24 protein-coding genes are annotated in these 23,346 nt (G+C 33.3%); 14 read left to right on the top strand and 10 right to left on the bottom strand.

Annotated features, from left to right (window positions below):
- Nucleotides 1-40: 40 nt before the first annotated feature.
- From B3792_RS09715 to B3792_RS09675, 9 genes are all read right to left on the bottom strand, one after another.
- Nucleotides 41-1,360, bottom strand: a complete 1,320-nt coding sequence (locus tag B3792_RS09715; RefSeq protein ID WP_180905001.1) for a trigger factor — start codon at nucleotides 1,358-1,360, stop codon at nucleotides 41-43.
- A gap of 279 nt (nucleotides 1,361-1,639) precedes the next feature.
- The gene (gene accC / locus B3792_RS09710) at nucleotides 1,640-3,004 is read right to left on the bottom strand and encodes an acetyl-CoA carboxylase biotin carboxylase subunit (protein WP_221854334.1); all 1,365 of its coding nucleotides are present in this window, start codon (nucleotides 3,002-3,004) and stop codon (nucleotides 1,640-1,642) included.
- A gap of 20 nt (nucleotides 3,005-3,024) precedes the next feature.
- Entirely contained in the window at nucleotides 3,025-3,507 is a 483-nt protein-coding gene (gene accB, locus B3792_RS09705) for an acetyl-CoA carboxylase biotin carboxyl carrier protein (protein WP_125348723.1), read from the bottom strand.
- A 125-nt stretch (nucleotides 3,508-3,632) separates the two neighbouring features.
- Nucleotides 3,633-3,830, bottom strand: coding sequence for a 50S ribosomal protein L32 (gene rpmF, locus B3792_RS09700; protein WP_019975824.1), 198 nt, complete (start codon nucleotides 3,828-3,830; stop codon nucleotides 3,633-3,635).
- Between the two features lie 55 nt (nucleotides 3,831-3,885).
- On the bottom strand, nucleotides 3,886-4,467 hold the full coding sequence (locus B3792_RS09695) for a YceD family protein (protein WP_125348725.1): 582 nt from the start codon (nucleotides 4,465-4,467) through the stop codon (nucleotides 3,886-3,888).
- A gap of 72 nt (nucleotides 4,468-4,539) precedes the next feature.
- Nucleotides 4,540-5,613 carry a 4-hydroxythreonine-4-phosphate dehydrogenase PdxA gene (gene pdxA / locus B3792_RS09690; protein ID WP_291069489.1) on the bottom strand — a complete coding sequence of 358 codons (1,074 nt, stop codon included), beginning with the start codon at nucleotides 5,611-5,613 and terminating at the stop codon, nucleotides 4,540-4,542.
- Between the two features lie 9 nt (nucleotides 5,614-5,622).
- Nucleotides 5,623-6,099 (bottom strand): hypothetical protein, encoded by a 477-nt coding sequence (locus tag B3792_RS09685; protein ID WP_291069487.1) that lies wholly within the window; start codon nucleotides 6,097-6,099, stop codon nucleotides 5,623-5,625.
- A 9-nt stretch (nucleotides 6,100-6,108) separates the two neighbouring features.
- Nucleotides 6,109-6,495 carry a RidA family protein gene (locus B3792_RS09680; RefSeq protein ID WP_291069485.1) on the bottom strand — a complete coding sequence of 129 codons (387 nt, stop codon included), beginning with the start codon at nucleotides 6,493-6,495 and terminating at the stop codon, nucleotides 6,109-6,111.
- Between the two features lie 13 nt (nucleotides 6,496-6,508).
- Complete coding sequence (locus tag B3792_RS09675; RefSeq protein WP_115002116.1) at nucleotides 6,509-9,121, bottom strand: putative LPS assembly protein LptD; 2,613 nt, start codon at nucleotides 9,119-9,121, stop codon at nucleotides 6,509-6,511.
- A gap of 72 nt (nucleotides 9,122-9,193) precedes the next feature.
- Between B3792_RS09675 and B3792_RS09670 the strand changes: the two genes are divergently transcribed.
- From B3792_RS09670 to B3792_RS09615, 12 genes are all read left to right on the top strand, one after another.
- The gene (locus B3792_RS09670) at nucleotides 9,194-10,489 is read left to right on the top strand and encodes an N-acetylmuramoyl-L-alanine amidase family protein (protein ID WP_257467976.1); all 1,296 of its coding nucleotides are present in this window, start codon (nucleotides 9,194-9,196) and stop codon (nucleotides 10,487-10,489) included.
- A gap of 59 nt (nucleotides 10,490-10,548) precedes the next feature.
- Complete coding sequence (locus tag B3792_RS09665; RefSeq protein WP_038332017.1) at nucleotides 10,549-11,523, top strand: MlaD family protein; 975 nt, start codon at nucleotides 10,549-10,551, stop codon at nucleotides 11,521-11,523.
- A gap of 54 nt (nucleotides 11,524-11,577) precedes the next feature.
- Nucleotides 11,578-12,903: a (Fe-S)-binding protein gene (locus B3792_RS09660; RefSeq protein WP_185144083.1), complete on the top strand. Its 1,326-nt coding sequence runs from the start codon at nucleotides 11,578-11,580 to the stop codon at nucleotides 12,901-12,903.
- A gap of 71 nt (nucleotides 12,904-12,974) precedes the next feature.
- On the top strand, nucleotides 12,975-13,403 hold the full coding sequence (locus B3792_RS09655) for an LNS2 domain-containing protein (protein ID WP_125348737.1): 429 nt from the start codon (nucleotides 12,975-12,977) through the stop codon (nucleotides 13,401-13,403).
- A gap of 39 nt (nucleotides 13,404-13,442) precedes the next feature.
- Complete coding sequence (locus tag B3792_RS09650) at nucleotides 13,443-14,234, top strand: (Fe-S)-binding protein (RefSeq protein ID WP_038332021.1); 792 nt, start codon at nucleotides 13,443-13,445, stop codon at nucleotides 14,232-14,234.
- Between the two features lie 138 nt (nucleotides 14,235-14,372).
- Complete coding sequence (locus B3792_RS09645) at nucleotides 14,373-14,840, top strand: ABC transporter ATPase (protein WP_125348739.1); 468 nt, start codon at nucleotides 14,373-14,375, stop codon at nucleotides 14,838-14,840.
- A 114-nt stretch (nucleotides 14,841-14,954) separates the two neighbouring features.
- Nucleotides 14,955-15,557, top strand: a complete 603-nt coding sequence (locus B3792_RS09640; RefSeq protein WP_180904995.1) for a LemA family protein — start codon at nucleotides 14,955-14,957, stop codon at nucleotides 15,555-15,557.
- Between the two features lie 5 nt (nucleotides 15,558-15,562).
- A complete protein-coding gene (locus tag B3792_RS09635; RefSeq protein WP_291066886.1) occupies nucleotides 15,563-16,003 on the top strand; it encodes a TPM domain-containing protein in 441 nt (146 codons plus the stop codon).
- On the top strand, nucleotides 15,984-16,796 hold the full coding sequence (locus B3792_RS09630; protein WP_280036030.1) for a TPM domain-containing protein: 813 nt from the start codon (nucleotides 15,984-15,986) through the stop codon (nucleotides 16,794-16,796). The genes B3792_RS09635 and B3792_RS09630 overlap by 20 nt, the downstream gene beginning before the upstream one ends.
- Nucleotides 16,797-16,813: 17 nt before the next feature.
- Nucleotides 16,814-17,146 carry a hypothetical protein gene (locus B3792_RS09625; protein ID WP_221854340.1) on the top strand — a complete coding sequence of 111 codons (333 nt, stop codon included), beginning with the start codon at nucleotides 16,814-16,816 and terminating at the stop codon, nucleotides 17,144-17,146.
- Nucleotides 17,147-17,225: 79 nt separating this feature from the next.
- A complete protein-coding gene (locus B3792_RS09620; RefSeq protein WP_286494676.1) occupies nucleotides 17,226-18,593 on the top strand; it encodes a deoxyguanosinetriphosphate triphosphohydrolase in 1,368 nt (455 codons plus the stop codon).
- 235 nt (nucleotides 18,594-18,828) lie between these two features.
- Complete coding sequence (locus B3792_RS09615; RefSeq protein WP_115001464.1) at nucleotides 18,829-19,281, top strand: GNAT family N-acetyltransferase; 453 nt, start codon at nucleotides 18,829-18,831, stop codon at nucleotides 19,279-19,281.
- Between the two features lie 53 nt (nucleotides 19,282-19,334).
- On the opposite strand, the gene B3792_RS09610 is transcribed toward B3792_RS09615, so the two are convergent.
- Nucleotides 19,335-19,865: an RNA methyltransferase gene (locus B3792_RS09610; RefSeq protein WP_125348748.1), complete on the bottom strand. Its 531-nt coding sequence runs from the start codon at nucleotides 19,863-19,865 to the stop codon at nucleotides 19,335-19,337.
- A gap of 80 nt (nucleotides 19,866-19,945) precedes the next feature.
- Here B3792_RS09610 and mutS point away from each other — a divergent pair, with 80 nt between their 5' ends.
- Both mutS and B3792_RS09600 read left to right on the top strand, forming a co-directional pair.
- Entirely contained in the window at nucleotides 19,946-22,501 is a 2,556-nt protein-coding gene (mutS, locus tag B3792_RS09605; protein WP_286494675.1) for a DNA mismatch repair protein MutS, read from the top strand.
- 10 nt (nucleotides 22,502-22,511) lie between these two features.
- The gene (locus B3792_RS09600) at nucleotides 22,512-23,315 is read left to right on the top strand and encodes a M48 family metallopeptidase (RefSeq protein ID WP_221854344.1); all 804 of its coding nucleotides are present in this window, start codon (nucleotides 22,512-22,514) and stop codon (nucleotides 23,313-23,315) included.
- Nucleotides 23,316-23,346 lie beyond the last annotated feature (31 nt).

Below are 23,346 nucleotides of genomic sequence, written 5' to 3'. Positions count from 1 at the left end.
AGATTTTAAATGAAAGGTATAAAGAATTTTTTAGAAGTGATTAAGCTTCTGCTAATTCTTTATTTTTTTCTGTAATAATGTCAACAAACTCGTCAAATGTTACTTCTTTCTCGTTCAATTTTACATTGTTTTTGAAGATGTCTAACATTTTGTCTGTAAACACTTGGTATGATAAACGGTTGTATTCTTCTTGATTCTGTAAAGCAGACATTGCAATTTGTTGTAATGTTTCTTCTGGAATAGAAGTTTGACCGTACATTTTTAATTGATCTTTGATTGCAGCAAAAGCAGCTTCTTTTACTTCCTCAGCATTTACTTCTACATTGTTAACTTCAGCAATTTTAGCTTCGATTAATTGGTAACGTAAACCTTTGTCCATTTTTACCAATTCTTCTTTCGCTTGCTCTTCAGAAGTTACATTTTCGTTAGAAGTGATTAACCATTTTGTTAAAAATTCTGTTGGTAAATCAAATTGAACTGTATCTAATAATTTAGCTACAACATCATTGATAATTTGTTTGTCAGATTCTTTGTTGTACATGTTTTCTGACTCTTCTTTGATTTTGTTACGGAAAGCTTCTTCTGAATCTACAGCTCCTTCTCCATAAACTTTATCAAATAATTCTTGATTAACTTCAGCTTTTTCAGCTTTGTTAATTTCTTTGATTGTATACGTAACGTTAGTTCCTTCTTCAGAAACTTCTGTGTTCAATTGTTGTGCAGCTTCTTCAGCAGTGTCAAAAATATCGTTAGAATTTACTTCTACAACATCACCAGCTTTTTTACCGATAAATGCAGAAGCATCTTTCAATTCTTCTAAACGGATAAATGTTGGTTTAGCTTCTTGTCCTTCTACAGCAGCTTCTACTTTCAATACAGCTTCAGCTTCAGCTTCAGTTAAAGATTTTAATGATCCAAAACGAGCAGCGAAATTATCTACATATTTTTGGATTTCGTCGTCAGCAACTTTTACTTTGTAGCTGTCAACTTCTACTTTAGATAAATCAACATCAAATTCTGGAGCTAATCCTAATTCGAAATCAAATGATAATTGATCAGCATCCCAATCAACATCTTTCATTACTGGAACTGGATTTCCTAAGATTGATAATTTTTCTGTGTTGATGTATTCAGATACACTTTTTTGTAAAATTTCGTTAACTGTATCAAAAACAACAGCTTGTTCGTATTGTTTTTTTACAAAGCTCATAGGAACTTGTCCTTTACGGAAACCTTTGATGTTAGCTGTTTTTCTGTATTGGTTTAATACATCAACTACTTTTTCTTGATAATCTGCCTTATCAACAGTTACAGTTAATACTGCGTTTAATTTGTCTGTTGTATTTTTAGTAATATTCATCTACCTTAAATTTGGAGTGCAAATGTATAAATTATTAATGATTTTTAATAGTAAAAAGTAATATTACAATCAATTCATTCACTATAAATTAACAATTCGGATGGAATCTTATCAAATACTTGATATTTTGATTTTAGATGGAATGATTGAATTGATTATTTACTACTTTTCTGAGGTGATATTTTCAACAATTAAGCCATTTGATTTTTGCTGACACAATGACATAAAAAAATCCAGAATATACGTTCTGGATTTTCAATATTTCGAAAATTTAATTTCTTATAATTCTCCGTAATTTGCGTAAGATTCGTCAAAAACAAAATCCTCCATAAATTTAGTTGTGTAATTACCCGCGATAAAATCTGGATTATCCATCAACTGTAAGTGGAAAGGAATCGTTGTTTTGATACCTTCGATATAAAATTCCCCTAACGCACGTTTCATTTTTGCTATTGCTTCTTCACGCGTTTGTGCAGTAACAATGATTTTTGCAATCATAGAATCGTAATTTGGTGGAATTGTATATCCAGCATAAACGTGTGTATCAACACGAACACCGTTACCACCAGGAATATTAATATTTGTAATTTTCCCTGGAGAAGGGCGGAAGTCGTTATAAGGATCTTCTGCATTGATACGACACTCGATAGAATGTCCGTTTGGATAATAGTTTTGACCAGAGATTGGCTCACCATCCGCTAACATAATTTGTTCACGAATTAAATCGAAACCTGTTACTTGCTCAGTAATTGGATGCTCTACTTGGATACGAGTATTCATTTCCATAAAGTAGAAATCTCCGTGTTTGTCAACTAAGAATTCAATTGTGCCAACACCTTCATAACCTATATATTCACAAGCTTTAACTGCTGCATCTCCCATACGTTGACGTAATTCGTCTGTCATGATTGGAGAAGGGGTTTCTTCTGCTAATTTTTGATTACGACGTTGAATAGAACAGTCACGTTCTGATAAGTGACAAGCTTTACCGTTTTGGTCACTTGCAACTTGAATCTCGATATGACGTGGTTCTTCGATTAATTTTTCCATATACATTCCGTCGTTACCAAAAGCTGCAGCAGCTTCTGTACGAGCAGATTCCCATGCGTGTAATAAATCTTCTTCTTTCCAAATTGCACGCATACCTTTACCACCACCACCGGCAGTAGCTTTCATCATAACTGGGTATTTAATTTCGCGCGCAACTTCTAAGGCTTGCTCATAGCTTTCTAATAAACCATCAGAACCTGGTACTACAGGAACACCAGCTTCTTTCATAGTAGCTTTCGCATTGGCTTTATCTCCCATACGCTCGATATTTTCTGCAGAAGCACCGATGAATTTGATTCCGTTAGAAGCACAGATTTTAGAAAAAGTTGAGTTTTCAGATAAAAACCCGTAACCTGGGTGAATAGCATCCGCGTCAGTAATTTCTGCAGCCGCGATGATGTTAGCCATTTTTAGGTACGAATCTTTACTTGGAGCAGGACCAATACACACAGCTTCGTCAGCGAAACGTACGTGTAATGAAGTCTCGTCTGCTTTAGAGTAAACGGCAACCGTTTTGATTCCCATTTCTTTTGCAGTACGTATAATACGCATTGCAATTTCACCTCTATTAGCGATTAATATCTTTTTAAACATAATTTTTTAGATGTAATTGATTAAGCTGGATCAACTAAGAATAATGGTTGATCGTACTCAACTGGACTAGCGTCGTCCACTAAGATTTTTACAATTTTTCCAGAAACTTCTGATTCGATTTCGTTGAATAGCTTCATTGCTTCAACAATACATAAAACTTTACCTGGAGCAATAGCATCACCTACATTAATAAAAGGTTCTTTACCTGGTCCTGCAGCACGGTAGAAAGTACCAATCATAGGAGATTTAACTGTAATTAAATTACTATTTTCTTCTTCTGTTGATGTTGTAGAGTTATTTGCTGGTGCAGCTGCTGACGCTTGAGGAGCGGCAATTGGAGCTACAGGAGCTTGTGGTACATAAATTTGTTGAGATGCAACTTGTGCAGGTACGCTTGCTAAAGTTTTGATTTTGATTTCGATGTCATCTTGTTTGATGCTTACTTCAGCAACTTCTGCTTTTGATACGAATCTAATTAAATTTTGAATGTCTTTAATGTCCATATAATGCGGTTTTTTATTTGACCTTTTATGTTTGTTTTTTATAAAACGATTTCAAAGGTATTGAAAAAAAAATAAAAAAAGCTGTTTCTTTTTAGAAACAGCTTCAAAATCTTTCGAAGATTATATTATTCAGTAACTTCTTGTACTTTCTCTAATACTACTTTACCTTTGTAGTATAATTTTCCGTCAGACCAGTGAGCTCTGTGATATAAATGTGCTTCACCTGTTGTTTTATCGATTGCTAATTGTGGAGCTTCGATTTTGTAGTGTGTTCTACGTTTATCTCTTCTTGTTGACGACTGTCTTCTCTTAGGATGTGCCATATCTAACTACTTTTTTTTCTTTATTTCTATAATTTATTTTAATAATAAAAACCAATTAAGGTTTCAAATCTTTCAATTTTGCCCAACGAGGATCAATGTCGTTATTATCGTCATCGTCATCATTGTTGTTGTCTTCATCGTAATGCTCGTATTCTTCATCTTCGTCTAATTCGTAAATGCTGTATTGGTCTAACAATTCAATCATTTCAGAATCGCTTTTGCCATTCAAGACATCGGGATGAATTCGTTTTGTTGGTACTGATAACATTGCCAATTCATAAAGAACTTGCGCAACGTTGATTTGGTATTCCTCTCTTGGAATTACCCACATTTCAAAATCAGTATCGTCAAACTCGTTTCCAAATTTAACAATTAATTCTGCATTATTTGAAATTTCTTGCTGAAACAATTCTCCAGTCAAATCACAAGGAACCGTAATGTCCCCTTTTAAGCTGATTTCTAACTCAAGCATTGTCGATTTTTTGTCTAAAATAATTGTTGCAATTAAATTAGGATTGTCAAAATCCTGCTCAATTTCAAATAAATCAAAGAACGATTGTGATAATTCGAATGTAAAATCACTCTTACCAAAAGGCAAGCTTGTAAATACAATATTATAATTTTTTAACTTGTCCATACCACAAAAAGGTGTGCAAAGATAATCTAATTTATTTAAAATTAATAGCTCTTTGCAACTTATTTTAATTTTTTATTCTTTATTATCGCCTTTTTCTAATTTTAGAGGAATATGTTGCAATACATTTTTTGTTAGCTCTTGGTATTCGTTTCGATTTTTATATAATTCGATCGCTGAAAAAATAGCTTCCTTAAATGATTCTTCGTTTGCAATTCCTTTTCCTGCGATGTCGTAAGCCACACCATGATCTGGCGAAGTTCGTACAAATTTTAATCCAGCTGTATAATTAACTCCTTCATCAAAACTAATTGTTTTGAAAGCAACCAATCCTTGATCGTGATACATGGCTAAAACCGCATCAAAAGCGTCTAAATTATTTGGATTGAAAAAACTATCTGCCGAATAAGGTCCAAAAACTAATTGATTTTCGTTAATGCAACGCTCGATAACTGGCGAAATAATTTCTTTTTCTTCTGATCCTAATAAACCATTATCGCCTGCATGAGGATTAAGTCCAAGAACTGCAATTTTTGGTTTTTCGATGGCGTAATCTTCAATCAAACTTTTATGAATTTGTTGAATTTTTGCATAAACAGATTTTGGATTAATTTGTTTTGCAACTTCGCTAATCGGAATATGTTGAGTCACTAAACCTACTCTCAATTTCTCCGAAACTAAGAACATCAAAGGTTTTCCTCCCCAAACTTCTCCTAAATATTCGGTATGACCAGGGAAATGAAATTCTTCGGACTGAATATTATCTTTATTAATTGGAGCCGTTACCAAAACATCTGTAAAACCATCTGAAACAGATTTTGCAGCCGCTTTTAACGATTGATAAGCGTGTTCACCAGCTTCTTTGGTTACTTTACCATAATGTACATCAATTTGATCTTTCCAAAGATTAACCACATTGATTTTTCCGTCTACAATTTGATTCGCATCTTGAATACCTTGAAAATTGATTCGGTCAAATTTTAAACGATCTTTTTGATACGATAATAATTTGGTAGAACCGAAAATAACAGGCGTAAAAAATTCTGTTATTTCTTTTTCTTGTAAGGTTTTTAAAATGACTTCAATTCCGATTCCGTTATAATCACCAATCGAAATGGCAACTCTAATTTTTCTATCTTTTTCAGACATAATGTTAGTTTAATATGATTGGCTGGATGGTTTGTATTTTTTGAAAAATTTCTTGTAAATTAAATCTACAATTAAACCTCCAATCCATGATGAAAAGAATAAAACTGGACAGATCGCAATTTCGTACCAAGTTGGGTGATTTGGCGTGATAAGAACGTCGCCTAATGCAACGATTAGGACAATAAAACCTACAAACATTGTGTAAGCTTGTTTGGCTCTTCTTACGATAAGTGCAGTTACAACACCTCCAACTAAAGCTGCAATTCCGCTAATTGCGAGCATTGATCCAAAAAATTGAACTTCGAATTTTTTTCCTTCTTGGTGCGAAAAGTATTTGATGATGTGTCTCCATTCCGGAAAAACTTTGTCGTCCCATCCTAATCTATCCGCGTTGTATATAAGACCAAATTGTATAATGGCAAAGATTACAGCTAATCCTACCACTACAGCAATTGTGTTTCTTAATACAGTTTTGTCTTTTAGCATAATATTTTATTAGTCTGCAATAGCGATTACAGAAATTTCAACATTTACGTCGCGTGGTAAACGAGCAACTTCTACACATTCGCGTGCAGGATAATTTTCGTCATTAAAAAAAGAAGCATAAACTTCGTTGACAGCATTGAAATCATTCAAATCCTTAACGAAAATTGTTGTTTTTACAACTTGGTCAATTGTTGTTCCACCCGCTTCTAAAATTGCAATTACATTTTTCATTACTTGATGAACTTCATCTTGAATACCTGTTGTAACCAACTCATTTTTTTCTACATTAAAAGGAATTTGTCCTGATGTGTAAATAAATCCGTTGTATTTTACACCTTGTGAATAAGGTCCAATTGCTTGTGGTGCTTTTTCTGTATGAACGATTTGTTTTTTCATATTAATATTTTTTTTAGTAATTAAGTCTTGATCTGTCGTTGTATTTTAAATCTTGTAAGATTGATGCTTTGATTCCGATAAAGAAATCATAACTTTTATATGTTCCCATTGGCGTCCAGTTGAACGATAAGGTAAAGCTTCGTAAATCTCTTTCAAAACCAAAACGTACATAGGTAATTTCACTTTTGATAAAATCGTAAGTTGCATTTGCCGAAATTGCCCAATATGGTGTTGGTGAAATTTTACCATTCATTGCAATAGAACCTGTGCTACTTCCTTTTCGTTCTGTTCCTTTGCTATAATTATAACTTAAATTAGCTGTTAAACTCCAAGGAATAGCAAATTGAGCATAATTATCGCTGTCGTAATAGAAATTTTCGTCACGAACTGTTCCTCGCTTTTTATAGTTCTTGGCATCGAAACGTTTTCCACCAAATGTACTATTGTCAAAAGTATAACCAGTTCCTAATGTCATATTAGAAATACGAAGATTTCCTAAGCCAAGTTCATCAATGTATTGAGCAACTTCATTTCCTTCAGCATTAATGTAACGTTGAATTTTATATGGATTAACAGTTGACGAGAATTGCACATTAACTTTTCTATCAAACAAAGATGTCATTCCATTAATACTAATTGGAGAAAGTTTAAATTCGTCCGCAGAGAAATTATAAGATGAACTCAAACGTAAATATTCAAAAATCTTTACTTTTTTGAAACCTTTCGGATCGTTAGCATCCTTAATTTTCATCTCCAAGTTATTCGAAAGTCCAAAGTTTAATGAATTTGTTAAACCAGGAATTGATACACCATATAACATGTTTTGATATTGGTTGTACCAAACTTCTTCTTGATTTTGGTTTTGATAAGGTTTGTAATATCCCCAAGATTGACTTTGGAAATCTGGCGTATAACTATAACCAATAGATGGTGTAATTACGTGCTGAATTCCTAAAATCTTAGCATCTTTATTTGGATTAAGATATAATCCATAAATATTTGTTGAAACAGAAGCATTGAAATTAAATGTTCGATAAGAATTGAATCCTTTCAATGTTGTATCTTCTACTTTTCCGTTAACAGAATTGTAATTTTTAATCAAACGATTATCACCCCAAACTTCATTATAGTCAGAAGAAAGTGTTAATGGGAAATAATTAGCAAGTGTAATACCTGTTTGCAAACCAATTTTGTGATTCGCACCCATTCGCATTTGATCTTTCCACATTTTATCTGTAAAAATATCTTTGTCGTTGGTGTTAACTTCATTTCCGGCTTGCATACTATATGTTAAACCAAGATTTTGAATTAAACCTTCTTTTGGCATATTTTTCTTTGCAAAAGGGAAAATACGAGACATTGTCAAATTGAAACGAGGAAATGCAATGTTAATATCTCCAGTATTATAGTTTTGAGAGTGAGACATACTCAATTGAGCTGTTAGAGGTGCATTCTCAAAGTTTTTTGTTAAGTTGATAGACGAGTTAACGTTGTTTGTAAAAACTTGTCCAGTATTGATGTATTGATTTCGTACAGATTCACGGTAATATTTCGAACTCGAAAAGTTAACATTAGCATTGAATAACCAATATGGATTTGCTTTTGGGTCTTGGCTATGCGACCACATTACACCAAACATATTTTGTTTAGAAAACGCATTAGAACCTTCTGTAAGACCTTTGATACCAGTTAAGCGATTTTCTACATTGGCTGCAAGTCGTCCATTGTATTTATAACGTTTTTTATAGGTAGACTCGGCTCTAGCAGCCCAACTACCTTTTGTATAAACATCCCCCGAAAGTTTTAAATCAAAATTATCTCCAAATGGAACATAAAACCCTAAATCTTCGATAAAGAAACCAAGATTTGTACGTTCACCTGGGCGAGGCATCAAAATACCTGCGGCACGTTTTGCACCCATCGCTGGAATGTAACCAAATGGTAAAGCTAGCGGTGTTGGTACGTCATAAATCCACATATTGATAGGTCCGGTAATTAATGTTTTCTTACCATTTTTATCAATCATTTTTCCTTCTTTGGCGCGAAGAAAATAATCTGGTCGAGTATCTTTTCCTTCTTTAAAATATGTATCCGTTGTAAAATCGGCACGTTTTAATAACATTACCGAATCATTGACACGCTTCGCTTTATCAGCAATGATGATTCCATCTTCTTGCGTCATGCGAATGTTATACGCAATTCCAACTTTCGTTTTGAAATTTACTTTGAAAGCATCTTGCAAAATTTCTTGTTGACCTTGTGTAAACTTAGTTTTTTCAATAATATTCCCAATAGAATCGCGCTTACCTTCGGCATATACATCACCTGTATCCCAATTTAGTTCGATATAATCTGCATCAATAGTCATATCGCCGTAAACTACATGTGCCTTACGCAAAAGGTAAGTCATACGTTTTTTACGATTATGTATTTCGTCCTCGGAATTGTGCTCTACCACAAACTCTAATTTCTCTTTTACAGGGATAATAGTATCTAATTTTACAGAATCAGAAACTATCTTAGAGTGATCTTTATCGTTATTATTTTGCTTAACTTGTCCAAAAGAAACGGTGCAAACCATAACTGGACTAAAAAATAAAATCGATTTAATTGCCTTTGTAAACAAATTGAAAAACTTATTTTTTATAAATTGCGTCAAAATTAATCAAAAAAACAAACCTATAGTATGAGTTTAAAAATGATTAACATACAAAAGTATTTATTTTTTGCGATGATGATGGTATTTTCTACATTTTCATTTGCACAAAAAAAGCAAAATTTTGTAATTGTTATTGATGCTGGTCATGGTGGACATGATGCTGGAGCAAGGGGAGTCGCTGATTATGAAAAGAATATCACGTTAGATGTTTCGAAAAGATTAGCGGAGTTAATTAAGAAAAATCACAAAGATGTTAAAGTTGTTTTAACACGTGATACAGATATTTTTTTAGAATTATGGGAACGTACACGAATTTCAAATGATAATCATGCGAATTTATTTGTCTCGATTCACTGTAATTCGGCTGATAACAAAAGCGCAACAGGAACAGAAACATTTGTAATGGGATTGAAACGATCTAACGAAACAGATGAAGTTTCTAAACGTGAAAACTCGGTTGTGTTTTTAGAGAAAGATCAAGAACGTTACGAAAAATTTAATCCAAATGATCCGGAAGCGGTTATCGCTTTTGAGATTATGAATGCAGCTTATAAAGAACAATCTATTCGTTTTGCAGATTTGGTAGAAAAAGGTTTCGTAAATCGTGATTTCAGAAAAAGTAGAGGTGTTAAACAAGCAAATTTTCACGTGTTGAGAGGAAATGCTTCTCCTTCTGTTTTGGTAGAGTTAGGATTTATTTCGAATTATGATGAAGGAACATTTTTAGCATCAGACGAAGGAAAAGATAAAACGACGACTACAATTTATGAAGCTTTTAAACAATTCAAAAAAGAATATGATCGTAGAAGTGGAGTAGAGGACGAGGACGAAAAACCTAAACCAGTTAAAAAAGTTGAAAAACCTGTAGAAGGAAAAAAATTGAAGGTAAGGGTAATGGAGTCTAAAATGAAATTTTCTTCAACTTCGCCGCAATTAAGAGGTTTAACAGATTTAGATGTAATTCAGGAAGGTGATAATTACGTGTATTATTACGGAGAAACAGATTTACAATCTCGTGCAGATGATTTGTTGCAAACGGTAAAACGTAAAGGATTTTCTGGTGCAAAAATTGTAGAATTTGAAACGAATAAAAAATTAGAAGGTGGTAAAAATTATCGTGTTCAGTTTATGACATCAAATAAAAAATATAAAGACAAAGACGAAAAATTTAATGGATTGACAAATGTGTTGCGAGTAAAAGAAGGTGGACTTCAGAAATATTATTATGGCTCTGATAAAACAATGGAATCTGCTCAAAAAACATTGAAACAAGTACAAGACAAAGGTTTTAGAAACGCCTTTATCGTTACATTTAATGGTGAAGAACCAATGTAAACGTAATATAAAATGTTTCTTTACAAATTAAATTTTATTTTTGCATAAAATCATAACAAGTGAAGTTATCTAAAGAATTAAAAATAGGAGTTGTTACCATCTTAACCTTAGTAGGTTTTTTCATGCTATTCAATTTCTTAAAAGGTCAAAATATTTTTTCATCAGGACGTTTGTTTACTGTAAAATACGAAAATGTAAGCGGATTAGCTCCTTCTAAACCTGTTTCTGTAAACGGTTTGAGAGTTGGTCAGGTGAAAGAAATTAAAATTATAGATACTGCAAAACCTATCTATTTTGAAGTCGTGATTTCTGTCGAAAAAGATATTCAATTTTCGAAAAAAACAATTGCAGAAATTTACGAACCAGGAATTATGTCTGGACCAGAAGTTAGACTTTTATTAGACTATGGACCAGATGTAGCAAAAGATGGTGATTATTTACAAGGTCGTATTGCAGGCGGAATGTTAGATGGTTTGACGAAACAATTAACGCCAACACAAGCAAAGTTAGATAGTGTTTTATTAAGTTTTAATCAAACATTAGGAAGTGTAAACAATGTTTTGGATCCGTCAACTCAACAAGATATTAAAGCAATGTTGAGAAACTTGAATCATACAATTGATTCGTTCGACAAAACAGCGCAATCGTTGACTGCAACATCAAATAGTGCAAATAATTTGATCAAAACAAACGAAAAGACATTGAACACAACGCTTAACAATGCAAGTGCTACAATGGCTTCTGCAAAAGCTACGGTTGACAAATTTGGAAAAACTGCGGATAAATTAAACGCGTTAGAATTAGATCAAGTGATTAAGAATTTTGAAAATGCGTCTAAAAACTTAAATACATTGTTAGAAGATATGAATAATGGAAAAGGTTCTTTAGGAAAATTAGCAAAAGATGAAACGCTTGCTAACGAACTTGAAGCAACAATCAAAAATATGAATGAATTGGTAACAGACTTAAAGAAAAACCCAAGTCGTTATGTGAACATCTCTGTTTTTGGTAAAAAGCAACCAGTTCAGCCATAAAATCAAAACTAAAATTTAAATACTCAAAACTCACAAAAAGACTAATAAAAAATGATGAAGTACATTCCAAATGTAATCTTTCTTCTAATTATGATAGGAAGTATTTGGTTCTTTGCGCAAAACGTAAAGAAACTTATACGTAACATCAAATTAGGGAAAGAAATAGATCGTTTCGATCATCCTGCGGAAAGGTGGAAAACGATGGCTCGTGTGGCTTTAGGACAAGGTAAAATGACTGTTCGTCCTCTTGCTGGTATTCTACATGTTTTTGTTTATGTAGGATTTGTTTTAATCAATATCGAAGTATTAGAAATTATCATCGATGGTGTATTCGGAACACACCGTATTCTAAGTTTCTTAGGAGGTTTCTATAACGGAATGATAGGGTTTTTCGAGATTTTAGCCTTTTTGGTGATGGTTTCGTGTATCATTTTCTTCTGTAGAAGAAACTTTGTAAAAGTTGGACGTTTTTGGAAACCAGAAATGAAAGGCTGGGCAAAAGACGATGCTAATTATATCCTAATTATGGAGGTTGCATTTATGTTGGCTTTATTTACAATGAATGGTGCAGATCAAGTGTTACAAAAAATGGGTGCACCTCATTATATCGAAACAGGATCTTTTCCAATTTCTTCTTGGTTAACAGCACCAATTATTAGTCAATTCAACGACATCACATTTATTACAATTATAGAAAGAGCAGCTTGGTGGTTTCATATCATCGGAATTTTCTTTTTCTTAAATTATTTGTATTATTCAAAACATTTACACATCATTTTGGCTTTTCCAAATACATGGTTTTCTAAGTTAGAACCAAAAGGAGAATTCAATAATTTACAATCTGTAACAGATGAGGTAAAAATGATGATGGATCCAAATGCAGATCCTTACGCAGCACCTGCCGAACCACAGGGAGAGCCAGAAACATTTGGAGCAAAAGATATTTTTGATTTAAACAGAGTACAATTATTGAATGCCTACACATGTACGGAGTGTGGGCGTTGTACATCTGAATGTCCAGCAAATTTGACAGGGAAAAAATTATCTCCTCGAAAAATTATGATGGATACTCGTGATCGTTTAGAAGAAGTAAGTAAAAACATCGATGCAAACGGAAGTTTTGTGGATGATGGTAAAATGCTTGTCAACGATTACATTTCACCAGAAGAATTATGGGCATGTACATCTTGTAATGCATGTACACAGGCTTGTCCAGTAAATATCGATCCGTTATCAATTATTGTTGATTTACGTCGTTATTTGGTAATGGAACAATCTGCTGCACCAAACGAGTTGAACATGATGATGACAAATGTCGAAAACAATGGAGCTCCTTGGCAATTTAACAATGCGGATAGATTGAATTGGGCAAACGATTAAAATTGTAAAATACAATTACTCATTCTCAAAGAACTATTAATTTTTGTACATAACACACAAACACAGCACACATGGAAAATTTCTTAGAGGAAAAAATTGAAAACGGAGAAAGAGTAAGTCCTATTTTACCAGAAAATGTTAAAAATTATTTAATTGACATTGATGGAACAATTTGCGATGATATTCCAAACGAAGAACCAGAACGTATGCTAACAGCAGAATTATATCCAGATGCTTTAGAAACATTAAACAAATGGTACGACGAAGGACATATTATCACATTTTTTACATCACGTACAGAAGAACATCGTGAGTACACAGAAATTTGGTTGAAAAAACATGGTTTCAAATACCATGGACTTTTAATGGGAAAACCTCGTGGAGGAAATTATCATTGGGTTGACAACCATTTAGTAAAAGCGACACGATACAATGGTAAATTTACAGATTTGGTTGAAAAAAATGTTTCGATTCAAGTTTTTGATGATGGAAAACATTAAACTAAATCCATTCAAATAACACAAAGACTACAAAAAAATATGTCAAATATTACAGTTAAAACAATGGCTCAATATATGGCCGAAGGCAAACAACCAGAAGTTTTGTTTTGGGTTGGTTGCGCCGGAAGTTTTGATGACAGAGCTAAAAAAATAACACGAGCATTCGTTAAAATTTTAAATAATATTGGCGTAGAATTCGCCGTTTTAGGAACAGAAGAATCGTGTACAGGTGATCCTGCAAAGCGTGCTGGTAACGAATTTGTTTTCCAAATGCAAGCTATGATGAATATTGAAGTTCTGAATGCTTACGAAGTGAAAAAGATCGTTACAACTTGTCCACATTGTTTCAATACGTTGAAAAATGAATATCCAAGTTTAGGTGGAGAGTATGAAGTTTTGCATCATTCTCAATATTTACAGCAGTTAATCAACGAAGGTAAATTGAAATTAGAAGGTTCTGAAACGTTCAAAGGAAGACGAATCACTTTCCACGATCCTTGTTATTTAGGTCGCGGTAACGATGTGTACGAAGCGCCTCGCGAATTAATCGAAAAATTAGATGCCGAATTAGTCGAAATGAAACGTTGCAAAACACGTGGATTATGTTGTGGTGCTGGTGGAGCGCAGATGTTCAAAGAACCAGAAAAAGGAAACAAAGACATCAATGTAGAACGTACAGAAGAGGCTTTAGAGAAAGAGCCGCACATTATCGCAACAGGTTGTCCATTTTGTAATACAATGATGACAGACGGTGTAAAACACTTCGAAAAAGAATCAACGGTTATGGTAAAAGACTTAGCTGAATTGATTATGGAAGCGAAAGATTTATAATCGAATTTATAAAAATAATATAAAAAAGCCATCTCTTTGAGATGGCTTTTTTATGTAAAAATTTTAGCTTTCTAACATCTAACATCTAACATCTAAAATTTCCGTATCTTTGAAACACAAATTTTAAACAAAGAGAAAATGAATTTAGCAGACGATTCAAGAATTTGGATTTTTCAAGCCAATCGTAAATTCTCAACAGAAGAAAAGCAAGCTATTACAGCTAAACTAAATACTTTTATAGCGGATTGGAATGCGCATGGCGCTGAACTTTTAGCTGATTTTGATTTACCTTATGATCAATTTATTGTAGTTGGTGTAGACGAAAATCAAGCGACAGCAAGTGGTTGTTCTATCGATAAATTAACGAAAATCGTACGCGAAATTGATGCAGATTATTCGTTCGATTTATTGAACAGAATGTTAGTTTCGTATGAAAATGAACAGGAAGTTTTTATCGAAAAATTACCAACATTCAAACAAAAAGTAAAAGAAGGAGAAATCAAAAATGTAAAAGTTTTCAATAATGGAATTTCTTCTTTGAATGATTTTAAGCAAAATTGGTTATTACCGATTGAAGAAAGTTGGGCGAAAACATTATTAAATTAAACGCTTAAAATCCAAAAAATATTAAAGCCGAGTTTAGAAATAAGCTCGGTTTTATTTTTGATAAAATATTGTTTAAAAAACACTATTTTTACGTAATAATAAATTAAAAATACTATGAAAAACAAAGGATGTCTTATTGGCGGAGTGATTCTTTTACTTCTTGCAGGAATCGTTTTCTGGGGAATTGGAGTTTCGAATACGATCAAAACAACAGACCAAGGTGTGCAAAAACAATGGTCGAATGTAGAAAATACATATCAAAAACGTTCAGATTTAGTTCCAAATTTAGTGAACACGGTAAAAGGTGCTGCGAATATGGAAAAAGAAACGTTAACAGCTGTGATTGATGCACGTGCAAAAGCGACTTCTAATCAAATTAAAATTGATGATCCAAGTCAATTAACAGATGCAAATATTGCGAAATTTCAACAAGCTCAAGATCAATTAGGATCTACATTAAGCCGCTTATTGGTTTCTGTTGAAAAATATCCAGATATTAAATTCAATCAAAACTTTACTTCTTTACAAGCAGAATTATCTTCTATCGAACAAGAAGTTTTATTTGAAAGAAAAAAATACAACGATGCTGCAGAGAAATTTAACAACATGATTGTAACTTTCCCTAACAGCTTAATCGCTGGTTTTACAGGTGCTACGAAAAAAGGTTATTTCAAAGCTGCTGCAGGATCTGAGAATGCTCCTAAAGTAGAATTCTAATCATTATGGGAAATAAGAAACATAAATTTCTTTCCTCTAATGATGAAAAAAAAATAATCGAAGCCATCCAAAAAGCGGAGAAAAATACAAGTGGGGAAATTCGAGTTCATATTGAATTCGAATCTTCTCCCAATCATTTTGACAAAGCTTTAGAAGTTTTCGAGCAATTGGAAATGCACAAAACCAAAGATAGAAATGGTGTGTTGTTTCATGTTTCACCAACCGATCATAACTTTACAATTATTGGTGATAAAGGAATTGATCAAGTGACACCAGATGATTTTTGGGATGATATAAAAGAAGAGGTCATCAAGCATTTCAAAAAAGAACATTATGTAAAAGGGCTTTGTGAAGGAATAAAAAAAACAGGCAAAGCACTTAAAAAATATTTTCCTTATCAAGAGGATGATACAAACGAATTACCAGATGAAATTAGCTACAGTTAAATACTTTTTTCTAACTTTTTTTCTTTCAATTTTAACCGTTTTTGGGCAGACACCGGATGAATTGGTGAAGATGGAACATCCGCCTAAAAAGCTTGTGCAAGATTATGCACATGTTTTTGATGCAATGCAATTGGATGAATTAGAACGAAAATTAGTAGCCTATGATGATTCAACATCTACTCAAATTTTGGTATTAACAGTGAAGTCTCTAGATGGTTATCCGTTAGAAATGTTTGCAAATGATATTGGTGAAAAATGGAAAGTTGGTACACAAGGAAAAGATAATGGAGTTGTAATTGTTTTAAGTGAACAAGATCGTAAGATTACGATTAGAACAGGTTATGGAGCTCAAATTTATTTACCGCCAAGTGTCAACAAATCGATTATTGACAATGTTATTATTCCGTATTTCAAACAAGGTGATTATGCTGGTGGAATAAATGCTGGAGTCAATTCTATTTTTCAAGCTTTTGCAGGAAAATATAAGCAAGACAAACCAAAATCGCAAGAACCAGAAATGGATTGGCTTGCATTGATTTTTGCCATAGGATTTTTCATTTTTATCTTTATTATTATTTCGAAAGGTAAAGGAGGAAATAATGGAGGAAATGGTGGCAGACGAAGAAGTTTGTTAGATGATATTATCATTATGAACACAGGAAGTTCTGTTTTCGGTGGCGGAGGTTTCGGCTCAGGAGGTAGTTCTTGGGGTGGATCATCTGGTGGCGGAGGCGGCTTTGGTGGTTTCGGAGGCGGAAGCTTCGGAGGCGGAGGAGCATCTGGTAGTTGGTAGAAATACTATTTTGATTAATGAATTTTAAAATTGTCACAAATATTGAAACTGATATTTTTTATTTAATTATTAATGAATTAGTAAAAGATAAATGGAAAATTATTTGTGAATATGATGATGAAATTTTTGATAAATCAATTGATTTCGACTTTTACAAATTAGCTAAAAATGAAAAAATAATTTTGTTTGCTTGGGACAACTGGTTTGAAGGAGAGATAAAAGCTGAAATTGAAATTCTAAAAGAGTTAGCTGTTCAATATAAGTTTGATTTAAACTTTAATGAAGCAAATTTTCTTCAAGATGAATATATTACAGAAAGAATGAAAAATCTTTTAAAATTTCACGAATAAACCCAAAAATCCGAACGAAACCGTTCGGATTTTTTTATGACTGAACATTATTCGTTAAATTCGTTTTCTAAATCAGTTTATGGAACTTCTCAATCATATTTACACCAATCAACGCAGCAATACAAACGATACGTCGGATGCGAGATCAGAATATCAGCGTGATTATGATCGTATTATTTTTTCGTCTGCCTTTCGTCGTTTGCAGAACAAAACGCAAGTTTTTCCTTTGCCAGGAAGTGTATTTGTCCACAATCGATTGACGCATTCGTTAGAGGTTTCGTCTGTTGGACGCTCGATGGGAAATTTGGTAGGAAAGTTTATTTCCGAAAATTATAAATTAACAAAAGAATCACAAGAATTTTATAAATATAGTATTCACGATGTTATTTCAGCGGCATGTTTGTGTCACGATATCGGAAATCCAGCTTTTGGACATTCGGGCGAAGATGCAATTGCTTCTTATTTTGATCGCCATGAAACAGATTTGAAACAATATTTTACTGAAGCCGAATGGGCTGATTTAATCAATTTTGAAGGAAACGCAAATGCAATTCGAATTTTAACACAACAACAAAACGGAAAATCGGAAGGTGGTTTACGTTTGACGTATTCAACATTGGCTGCGATTGCAAAATATCCATGTGAATCGGTTGCAAAAGATAAAAATCAATTGCATCGTAAGAAATTTGGATTTTTTCAGGCGCAAAAGGAAGCTTTCCGAACAATTGCTGAAAAAACGAATATGATTTTGGAACAAGATTCACCAATTATTTACAAGCGACATCCGTTTGTGTGGTTGGTAGAGGCGGCTGACGATATTTGTTATTCGATTATCGATGTCGAAGATTCGCAACGTTTAGGAATTATTGATCATGATAAATGCCGAAAATTATTTTTGAATTTAGTTGAATCTTTAGATCCATCTCAAATTGATAAAACAAAAAATACATTAAAATCAATTTCAGATAAAAATGATCGAATAGCCTATTTACGTGCAAAATCAATTAATTTATTGACGCAAAAATCGGTTGAAGTTTACCAAAATAATTTTGATCAAATTGTAAAAGGAGAATTTAAAACGGCGTTATTAGATGTGATTAAAAATGAAACGGAACAAGTAACGAAACGAGTTTTAGACGAAATTCAACGTTTCTCGATTGAAAATATTTATAATCATCGTTCTGTTCTCGAAATTGAAAATGCAGGTTATAATGTAATGTCAGAATTGCTTTCGCAATTTATTCCTCCAATTTTAAAAGATGAAAAAGAACGCAAAACGTTTGAGAAAAAAGCCTTGCGTTTAGTTCCTGCTCAGTTTTTATATGAGAAAGGAACAAAGTATCAAAAGGTAATGGGAATTTTGGATTATGTTTCGGGAATGACTGATAATTACGCAACAGAATTATATCGTCGTATCAAAGGAATCGAAATTGGAATGACGATTTAAGTACGAAGTTAGAAATACGAAGCTCGAATTTAGAGAAATTGTCATGCTGAACTCGTTTCAGTATCTCATCAAAAATTAGCGAATTTGTTATTCCGACGAATGGAGGAATCTATAGATTCTTCATTTCGCTGAAGCTATATTCAGAATGACAAAAAATAATGAATTCTACGTTTCGTAAACTAGATAACTAATTTCTAGTCTCGAATAACGAATAACTAAATAACATCACACAATAATGAAAAATGTAACAATACGAGAAGCAAGAAAAGAAGATTGTCCTCGAATTTTAGAGTTAATTCACGAATTAGCTTTATACGAAAAAGCACCAGACGAAGTAACGGTAACCTTAGAAGAAATGGAAGAATGCGGGTTTGGAGATAAACCAGTTTGGGGTTCTTTGGTTGCAGAAGTGGACGGAAATGTGGAAGGAATTGCGTTGCATTACGATCGTTATTCGACTTGGAAAGGACGCAGATTATATTTGGAGGATTTGATTGTAACCGAAAAAATGCGCGGTTCTGGAATTGGTAAATTATTATTGGATGAATTAATTGTTTATGGAAAAGCGAATAATTACCACGGAATGGTTTGGCAAGTTCTGGATTGGAATGAACCTGCAATTAATTTCTATAAAAAATATAACGCAGATTTTGATCCAGAATGGATTAATGTTTCGGTGAATTTTTAATAACAAAAAACTCCAACTTGATGAAAAGTTGGAGTTTATATTTTTGCTTAACGCTATTTCATAAAACTTTCATACCATTTCCATAAAATAATTCCTGTACAAACCGAAACATTAAGCGAATGTTTTGTTCCTGATTGTGGAATTTCGATACACGTATCACATTGATCAATGATTGATTGTTGCACACCATCAACCTCATTTCCCATCACAATTGCATATTTCTGAGATTGGTCAACTTCAAATTCATTTAACAAAACAGAACCTTCCGTTTGTTCAATCGTTACAATTTGATAACCATCTTCTTTTAATTTAGCAACCAATTCATTCGAATCTTTCACATATTCCCAATCAACAGAATTTTCTGCACCAATGGCCGTTTTATGAATTTCTTTATGAGGTGGAGTTGCTGTAATTCCACACAAATAAATTTTATCAATTAAAAATGCATCCGAAGTTCTAAAAACTGCACCAACATTGTGCATACTTCTCACATTATCCAACACCACAACAATCGGGTGTTTTTCAATAGCTTTATATTCTTCCGCAGAAACGCGACCTAATTCGTCTAATTTTAGTTTTCTCATCACTTCGTTTTTAACTAACTTAGCTGTTCAAAATTTATAATAATTTGACAAAAGTAGTAAAGAATAAGGAAACTCCTCTAATGAAACAATATAACACCATCAAGGCGAAATATCCTGATGCAATGTTGTTGTTCCGTGTGGGAGATTTTTACGAAACATTTGGAGAAGATGCTGTGCGAGCTTCTCGCATTTTAGATATAGTTTTAACAAAACGCGCCAATGGTTCTGATAATAGTGCTTTGGCAGGGTTTCCTCATCATAGTTTGAATACTTATTTACCGAAATTGGTGAAAGCCGGTTTACGCGTTGCAATTTGTGATCAGCTCGAAGATCCAAAGATGGTAAAAGGTATCGTAAAACGTGGTGTTACAGAATTGGTAACGCCTGGTGTTGCGTTGCAAGATGAGGTTTTATCGTCAAAATCGAATAACTTTTTGATGGCTGTTCATCAAGGTGATAAAGCTTTTGGAATTGCGTTGTTAGATGTTTCGACAGGAGAATTTTTGGTTTCGGAAGGACAAGAAGATCAAGTAGCGAAAATTATTCAATCGTTTCGACCAAGTGAAGTGATTTACCAAAAACGTGTTAAATATAATTTTTCTGATGTCAAAAGTAAATTTTTGTTGGATGATTGGGCTTTTCAATATGATTTTGCAGTTGATAAATTAACCAATCTTTTTAAAACTAAGAATCTAAAAGGTTTTGGAATTGAGGATTTAAAAGATGGAATCATTTCTGCGGGTGCAATTTTAGCTTATTTGGATGACACACATCACTTCGAAATTCAGCATCTAACATCTATTCAGCGTCTTAATCAAGATAGTTTTGTGTGGATGGATCCATTTACGATTCGCAATCTCGAATTGGTTTATTCTCCACATCCAAAAGGTGTTACGTTATTAAATGTTTTAGACGATACCAAAACTCCGATGGGAGCACGTTTGTTGAATCGTTGGATGGTAATGGTGTTGAAAGATTTGAAATCAATTCAACGTCGTCAAAATATTGTCGAATACTTCTACAAATTTGGAGATTTACGTTACGATTTGCGAGAAAAATTAGGTCAATTAACCGATTTAGAACGTTTGGCTGGAAAAGTTTCGACAGGTAAAATTACACCTCGTCAATTGCAACAATTAGCACAAAGTTTGAAAATTTCGGAAGAAATAAAAGAAGTTGCTGAACAATCGAATATCAAAGAAGTTGCAGATTTATTTTCTCGAATCGAACCAATTGATCATTTAACACAAAAGATTTTTGATACACTTTCTAACGAGCCTCCGCATCAAATTGTAAAAGGAAATGTAATTAGAGAAGGTGTTTCAGAAGAATTGGATCGATTACGAAAAATTCAGTTTTCTGGAAAAGATTATTTGGATCAAATGTGTCAACGCGAAACAGAACGAACTGGAATTTCGTCCTTGAAAATTGCATTCAATAATGTGTTTGGTTATTATATTGAAGTTCGAAATACGCACAAAGATAAAGTGCCAGAAGAATGGATTCGTAAGCAAACTTTGGTGAATGCAGAGCGTTATATTACCGAAGAATTAAAAGAGTACGAAACACAAATTCTTGGTGCAGAAGAAAAAATTCTTGCTATAGAAAATCAATTATTTATTGAATTGTTACAAGAAATTATCACTAAACTTTTACCGATTCAACAAACGGCAAAAGCAATTGCATTTTTGGATGTTTTGTCAACTTTTGCAGAAATAGCAGAGAAAAATAATTACACAAAACCTTCTCTTAATGATGGTTTTGAACTAAATATAAAAGAAGGTCGTCATGCTGTGATTGAGCAACAATTACCAATTGGTGAACAATATGTGTCGAATAATGTTGAGTTAAATTCGGATCATCAGCAAATTATTATGATTACTGGACCAAATATGTCTGGTAAATCGGCGCTTTTACGTCAAACTGCTTTGATTGTTTTGATGGCGCAAATGGGAAGTTTTGTTCCAGCTCAAGCTGCAGATTTAGGAATCATTGATAAAGTTTTTACTCGAGTTGGTGCTTCAGATAATATTTCATCAGGTGAATCGACATTTATGGTCGAAATGAATGAGACAGCAAGTATCTTAAATAACATTTCGGAACGAAGTTTGATTTTATTGGATGAAATTGGTCGAGGAACTTCGACTTACGATGGAATTTCGATTGCATGGGCAATTGCAGAATTTTTACATCAAAGTGCCTTGAAACCAAAAACATTGTTTGCAACGCATTATCATGAATTGAATGAAATGTCAAAATCGATGGAACGTATCAAAAACTTTAATGTTAGTATCAAAGAAACAAAAGATACAATATTATTTTTGAGAAAATTAGTTCCAGGAGGAAGTGAGCACAGTTTTGGTATACATGTTGCTAAAATGGCTGGGATGCCAAAACGAGTGGTGGACAGAGCAAATGATGTGTTGAAAATTTTGGAAGCAACGAAAACAGATGAAGGAATCTCGAATAAAACGGAGAAAATAACGCAAGATAATATGCAATTAAGTTTCTTTCAGTTAGATGATCCAATTTTAGATTCTATAAGAGAAGAAATTCTGAACACAGATATCAATACGTTAACACCTGTTGAAGCATTGATGAAATTGAACGAAATCAAAAAGAAACTTGGTAAATAAACTTAAAAATATGAAGAAAATAATTTTAACTGTAGCAGGAGCTTTAGTATTAGCTTCTTGTGCTACAAACCCTGTTACCGGACGTAAATCGTTGTCATTAGTTTCTAATGCAGATTTATTTCCGACAGCTTACAATCAATATTCTCAGGTTCTTAAACAAGGGAAAGTAATTACAGGTACTGCCGATGCTAAAATGGTGCAAACAGTAGGGGAACGTTTAAAATATGCCGCTGAAAAATATTATCAAGAAAAGGGAATATCTTCTCAATTACAAGGTTATCAATGGCAATTTACGTTGTTAAATGCAAACGAAGTAAATGCATGGTGTATGCCTGGAGGTAAAGTTGCGGTTTATTCAGGTATTTTACCTGTTACCAAAGATGCAACGGGATTGGCTGTTGTTTTAGGTCACGAAATTGGTCACGCTTTGGCTGGTCATAGTGCGGAGCAAGCTTCTCAGCAAATGGCCGCACAAGGTTTAGGACAAATAGTTGGTGGATCCATTGGAAATGCAGAATATGCAAAAGTTTTTGAACAATTATATCCTGTAGGTGCACAAGTTGGTTTACTAAACTATTCTCGTAAAATGGAATTAGATGCTGATGTTACAGGATTGTATTTAATGGCGATGGCGGGTTATGATCCTTCTCAAGCAATTCCTTTTTGGGAACGTATGGCGGCGAAAAGTGGAAATGCAGGAGTTTCAGAATTCTTGAGTACTCACCCTTCGGATGCGACGCGTATGGCTAAAATAAAGGAAGCCTTACCAACTGCTTTAGCATATTACAATGCAAGTCCGTATAAAGGAAAATAGAATAGTTTTTATTCATTTGTAAAATATAAGC

Origin of the sequence: Empedobacter sp. UBA5924 (assembly GCF_002431085.1) — a bacterium.
GTDB classification, from domain to species: domain Bacteria; phylum Bacteroidota; class Bacteroidia; order Flavobacteriales; family Weeksellaceae; genus Empedobacter; species Empedobacter falsenii_B.
The sequence above is the reverse complement of the archived record's forward strand: the minus strand, read 5'-3'. Positions and strand labels throughout refer to the sequence as shown.

What these genes read in the sequence shown, in the direction of transcription:
- B3792_RS09715 (WP_180905001.1), bottom strand. Translation starts at nt 1,360, where the DNA reads ATGAATATTACTAAAAATACAACAGACAAATTAAACGCAGTATTAACT.
- accC (WP_221854334.1), bottom strand. Translation starts at nt 3,004, where the DNA reads ATGTTTAAAAAGATATTAATCGCTAATAGAGGTGAAATTGCAATGCGT.
- accB (WP_125348723.1), bottom strand. Translation starts at nt 3,507, where the DNA reads ATGGACATTAAAGACATTCAAAATTTAATTAGATTCGTATCAAAAGCA.
- rpmF (WP_019975824.1), bottom strand. Translation starts at nt 3,830, where the DNA reads ATGGCACATCCTAAGAGAAGACAGTCGTCAACAAGAAGAGATAAACGT.
- B3792_RS09695 (WP_125348725.1), bottom strand. Translation starts at nt 4,467, where the DNA reads ATGGACAAGTTAAAAAATTATAATATTGTATTTACAAGCTTGCCTTTT.
- pdxA (WP_291069489.1), bottom strand. Translation starts at nt 5,613, where the DNA reads ATGTCTGAAAAAGATAGAAAAATTAGAGTTGCCATTTCGATTGGTGAT.
- B3792_RS09685 (WP_291069487.1), bottom strand. Translation starts at nt 6,099, where the DNA reads ATGCTAAAAGACAAAACTGTATTAAGAAACACAATTGCTGTAGTGGTA.
- B3792_RS09680 (WP_291069485.1), bottom strand. Translation starts at nt 6,495, where the DNA reads ATGAAAAAACAAATCGTTCATACAGAAAAAGCACCACAAGCAATTGGA.
- B3792_RS09670 (WP_257467976.1), top strand. Translation starts at nt 9,194, where the DNA reads ATGATTAACATACAAAAGTATTTATTTTTTGCGATGATGATGGTATTT.
- B3792_RS09660 (WP_185144083.1), top strand. Translation starts at nt 11,578, where the DNA reads ATGAAGTACATTCCAAATGTAATCTTTCTTCTAATTATGATAGGAAGT.
- B3792_RS09655 (WP_125348737.1), top strand. Translation starts at nt 12,975, where the DNA reads ATGGAAAATTTCTTAGAGGAAAAAATTGAAAACGGAGAAAGAGTAAGT.
- B3792_RS09650 (WP_038332021.1), top strand. Translation starts at nt 13,443, where the DNA reads ATGTCAAATATTACAGTTAAAACAATGGCTCAATATATGGCCGAAGGC.
- B3792_RS09645 (WP_125348739.1), top strand. Translation starts at nt 14,373, where the DNA reads ATGAATTTAGCAGACGATTCAAGAATTTGGATTTTTCAAGCCAATCGT.
- B3792_RS09640 (WP_180904995.1), top strand. Translation starts at nt 14,955, where the DNA reads ATGAAAAACAAAGGATGTCTTATTGGCGGAGTGATTCTTTTACTTCTT.
- B3792_RS09635 (WP_291066886.1), top strand. Translation starts at nt 15,563, where the DNA reads ATGGGAAATAAGAAACATAAATTTCTTTCCTCTAATGATGAAAAAAAA.
- B3792_RS09630 (WP_280036030.1), top strand. Translation starts at nt 15,984, where the DNA reads ATGAAATTAGCTACAGTTAAATACTTTTTTCTAACTTTTTTTCTTTCA.
- B3792_RS09625 (WP_221854340.1), top strand. Translation starts at nt 16,814, where the DNA reads ATGAATTTTAAAATTGTCACAAATATTGAAACTGATATTTTTTATTTA.
- B3792_RS09620 (WP_286494676.1), top strand. Translation starts at nt 17,226, where the DNA reads ATGGAACTTCTCAATCATATTTACACCAATCAACGCAGCAATACAAAC.
- B3792_RS09615 (WP_115001464.1), top strand. Translation starts at nt 18,829, where the DNA reads ATGAAAAATGTAACAATACGAGAAGCAAGAAAAGAAGATTGTCCTCGA.
- B3792_RS09610 (WP_125348748.1), bottom strand. Translation starts at nt 19,865, where the DNA reads ATGAGAAAACTAAAATTAGACGAATTAGGTCGCGTTTCTGCGGAAGAA.
- mutS (WP_286494675.1), top strand. Translation starts at nt 19,946, where the DNA reads ATGAAACAATATAACACCATCAAGGCGAAATATCCTGATGCAATGTTG.
- B3792_RS09600 (WP_221854344.1), top strand. Translation starts at nt 22,512, where the DNA reads ATGAAGAAAATAATTTTAACTGTAGCAGGAGCTTTAGTATTAGCTTCT.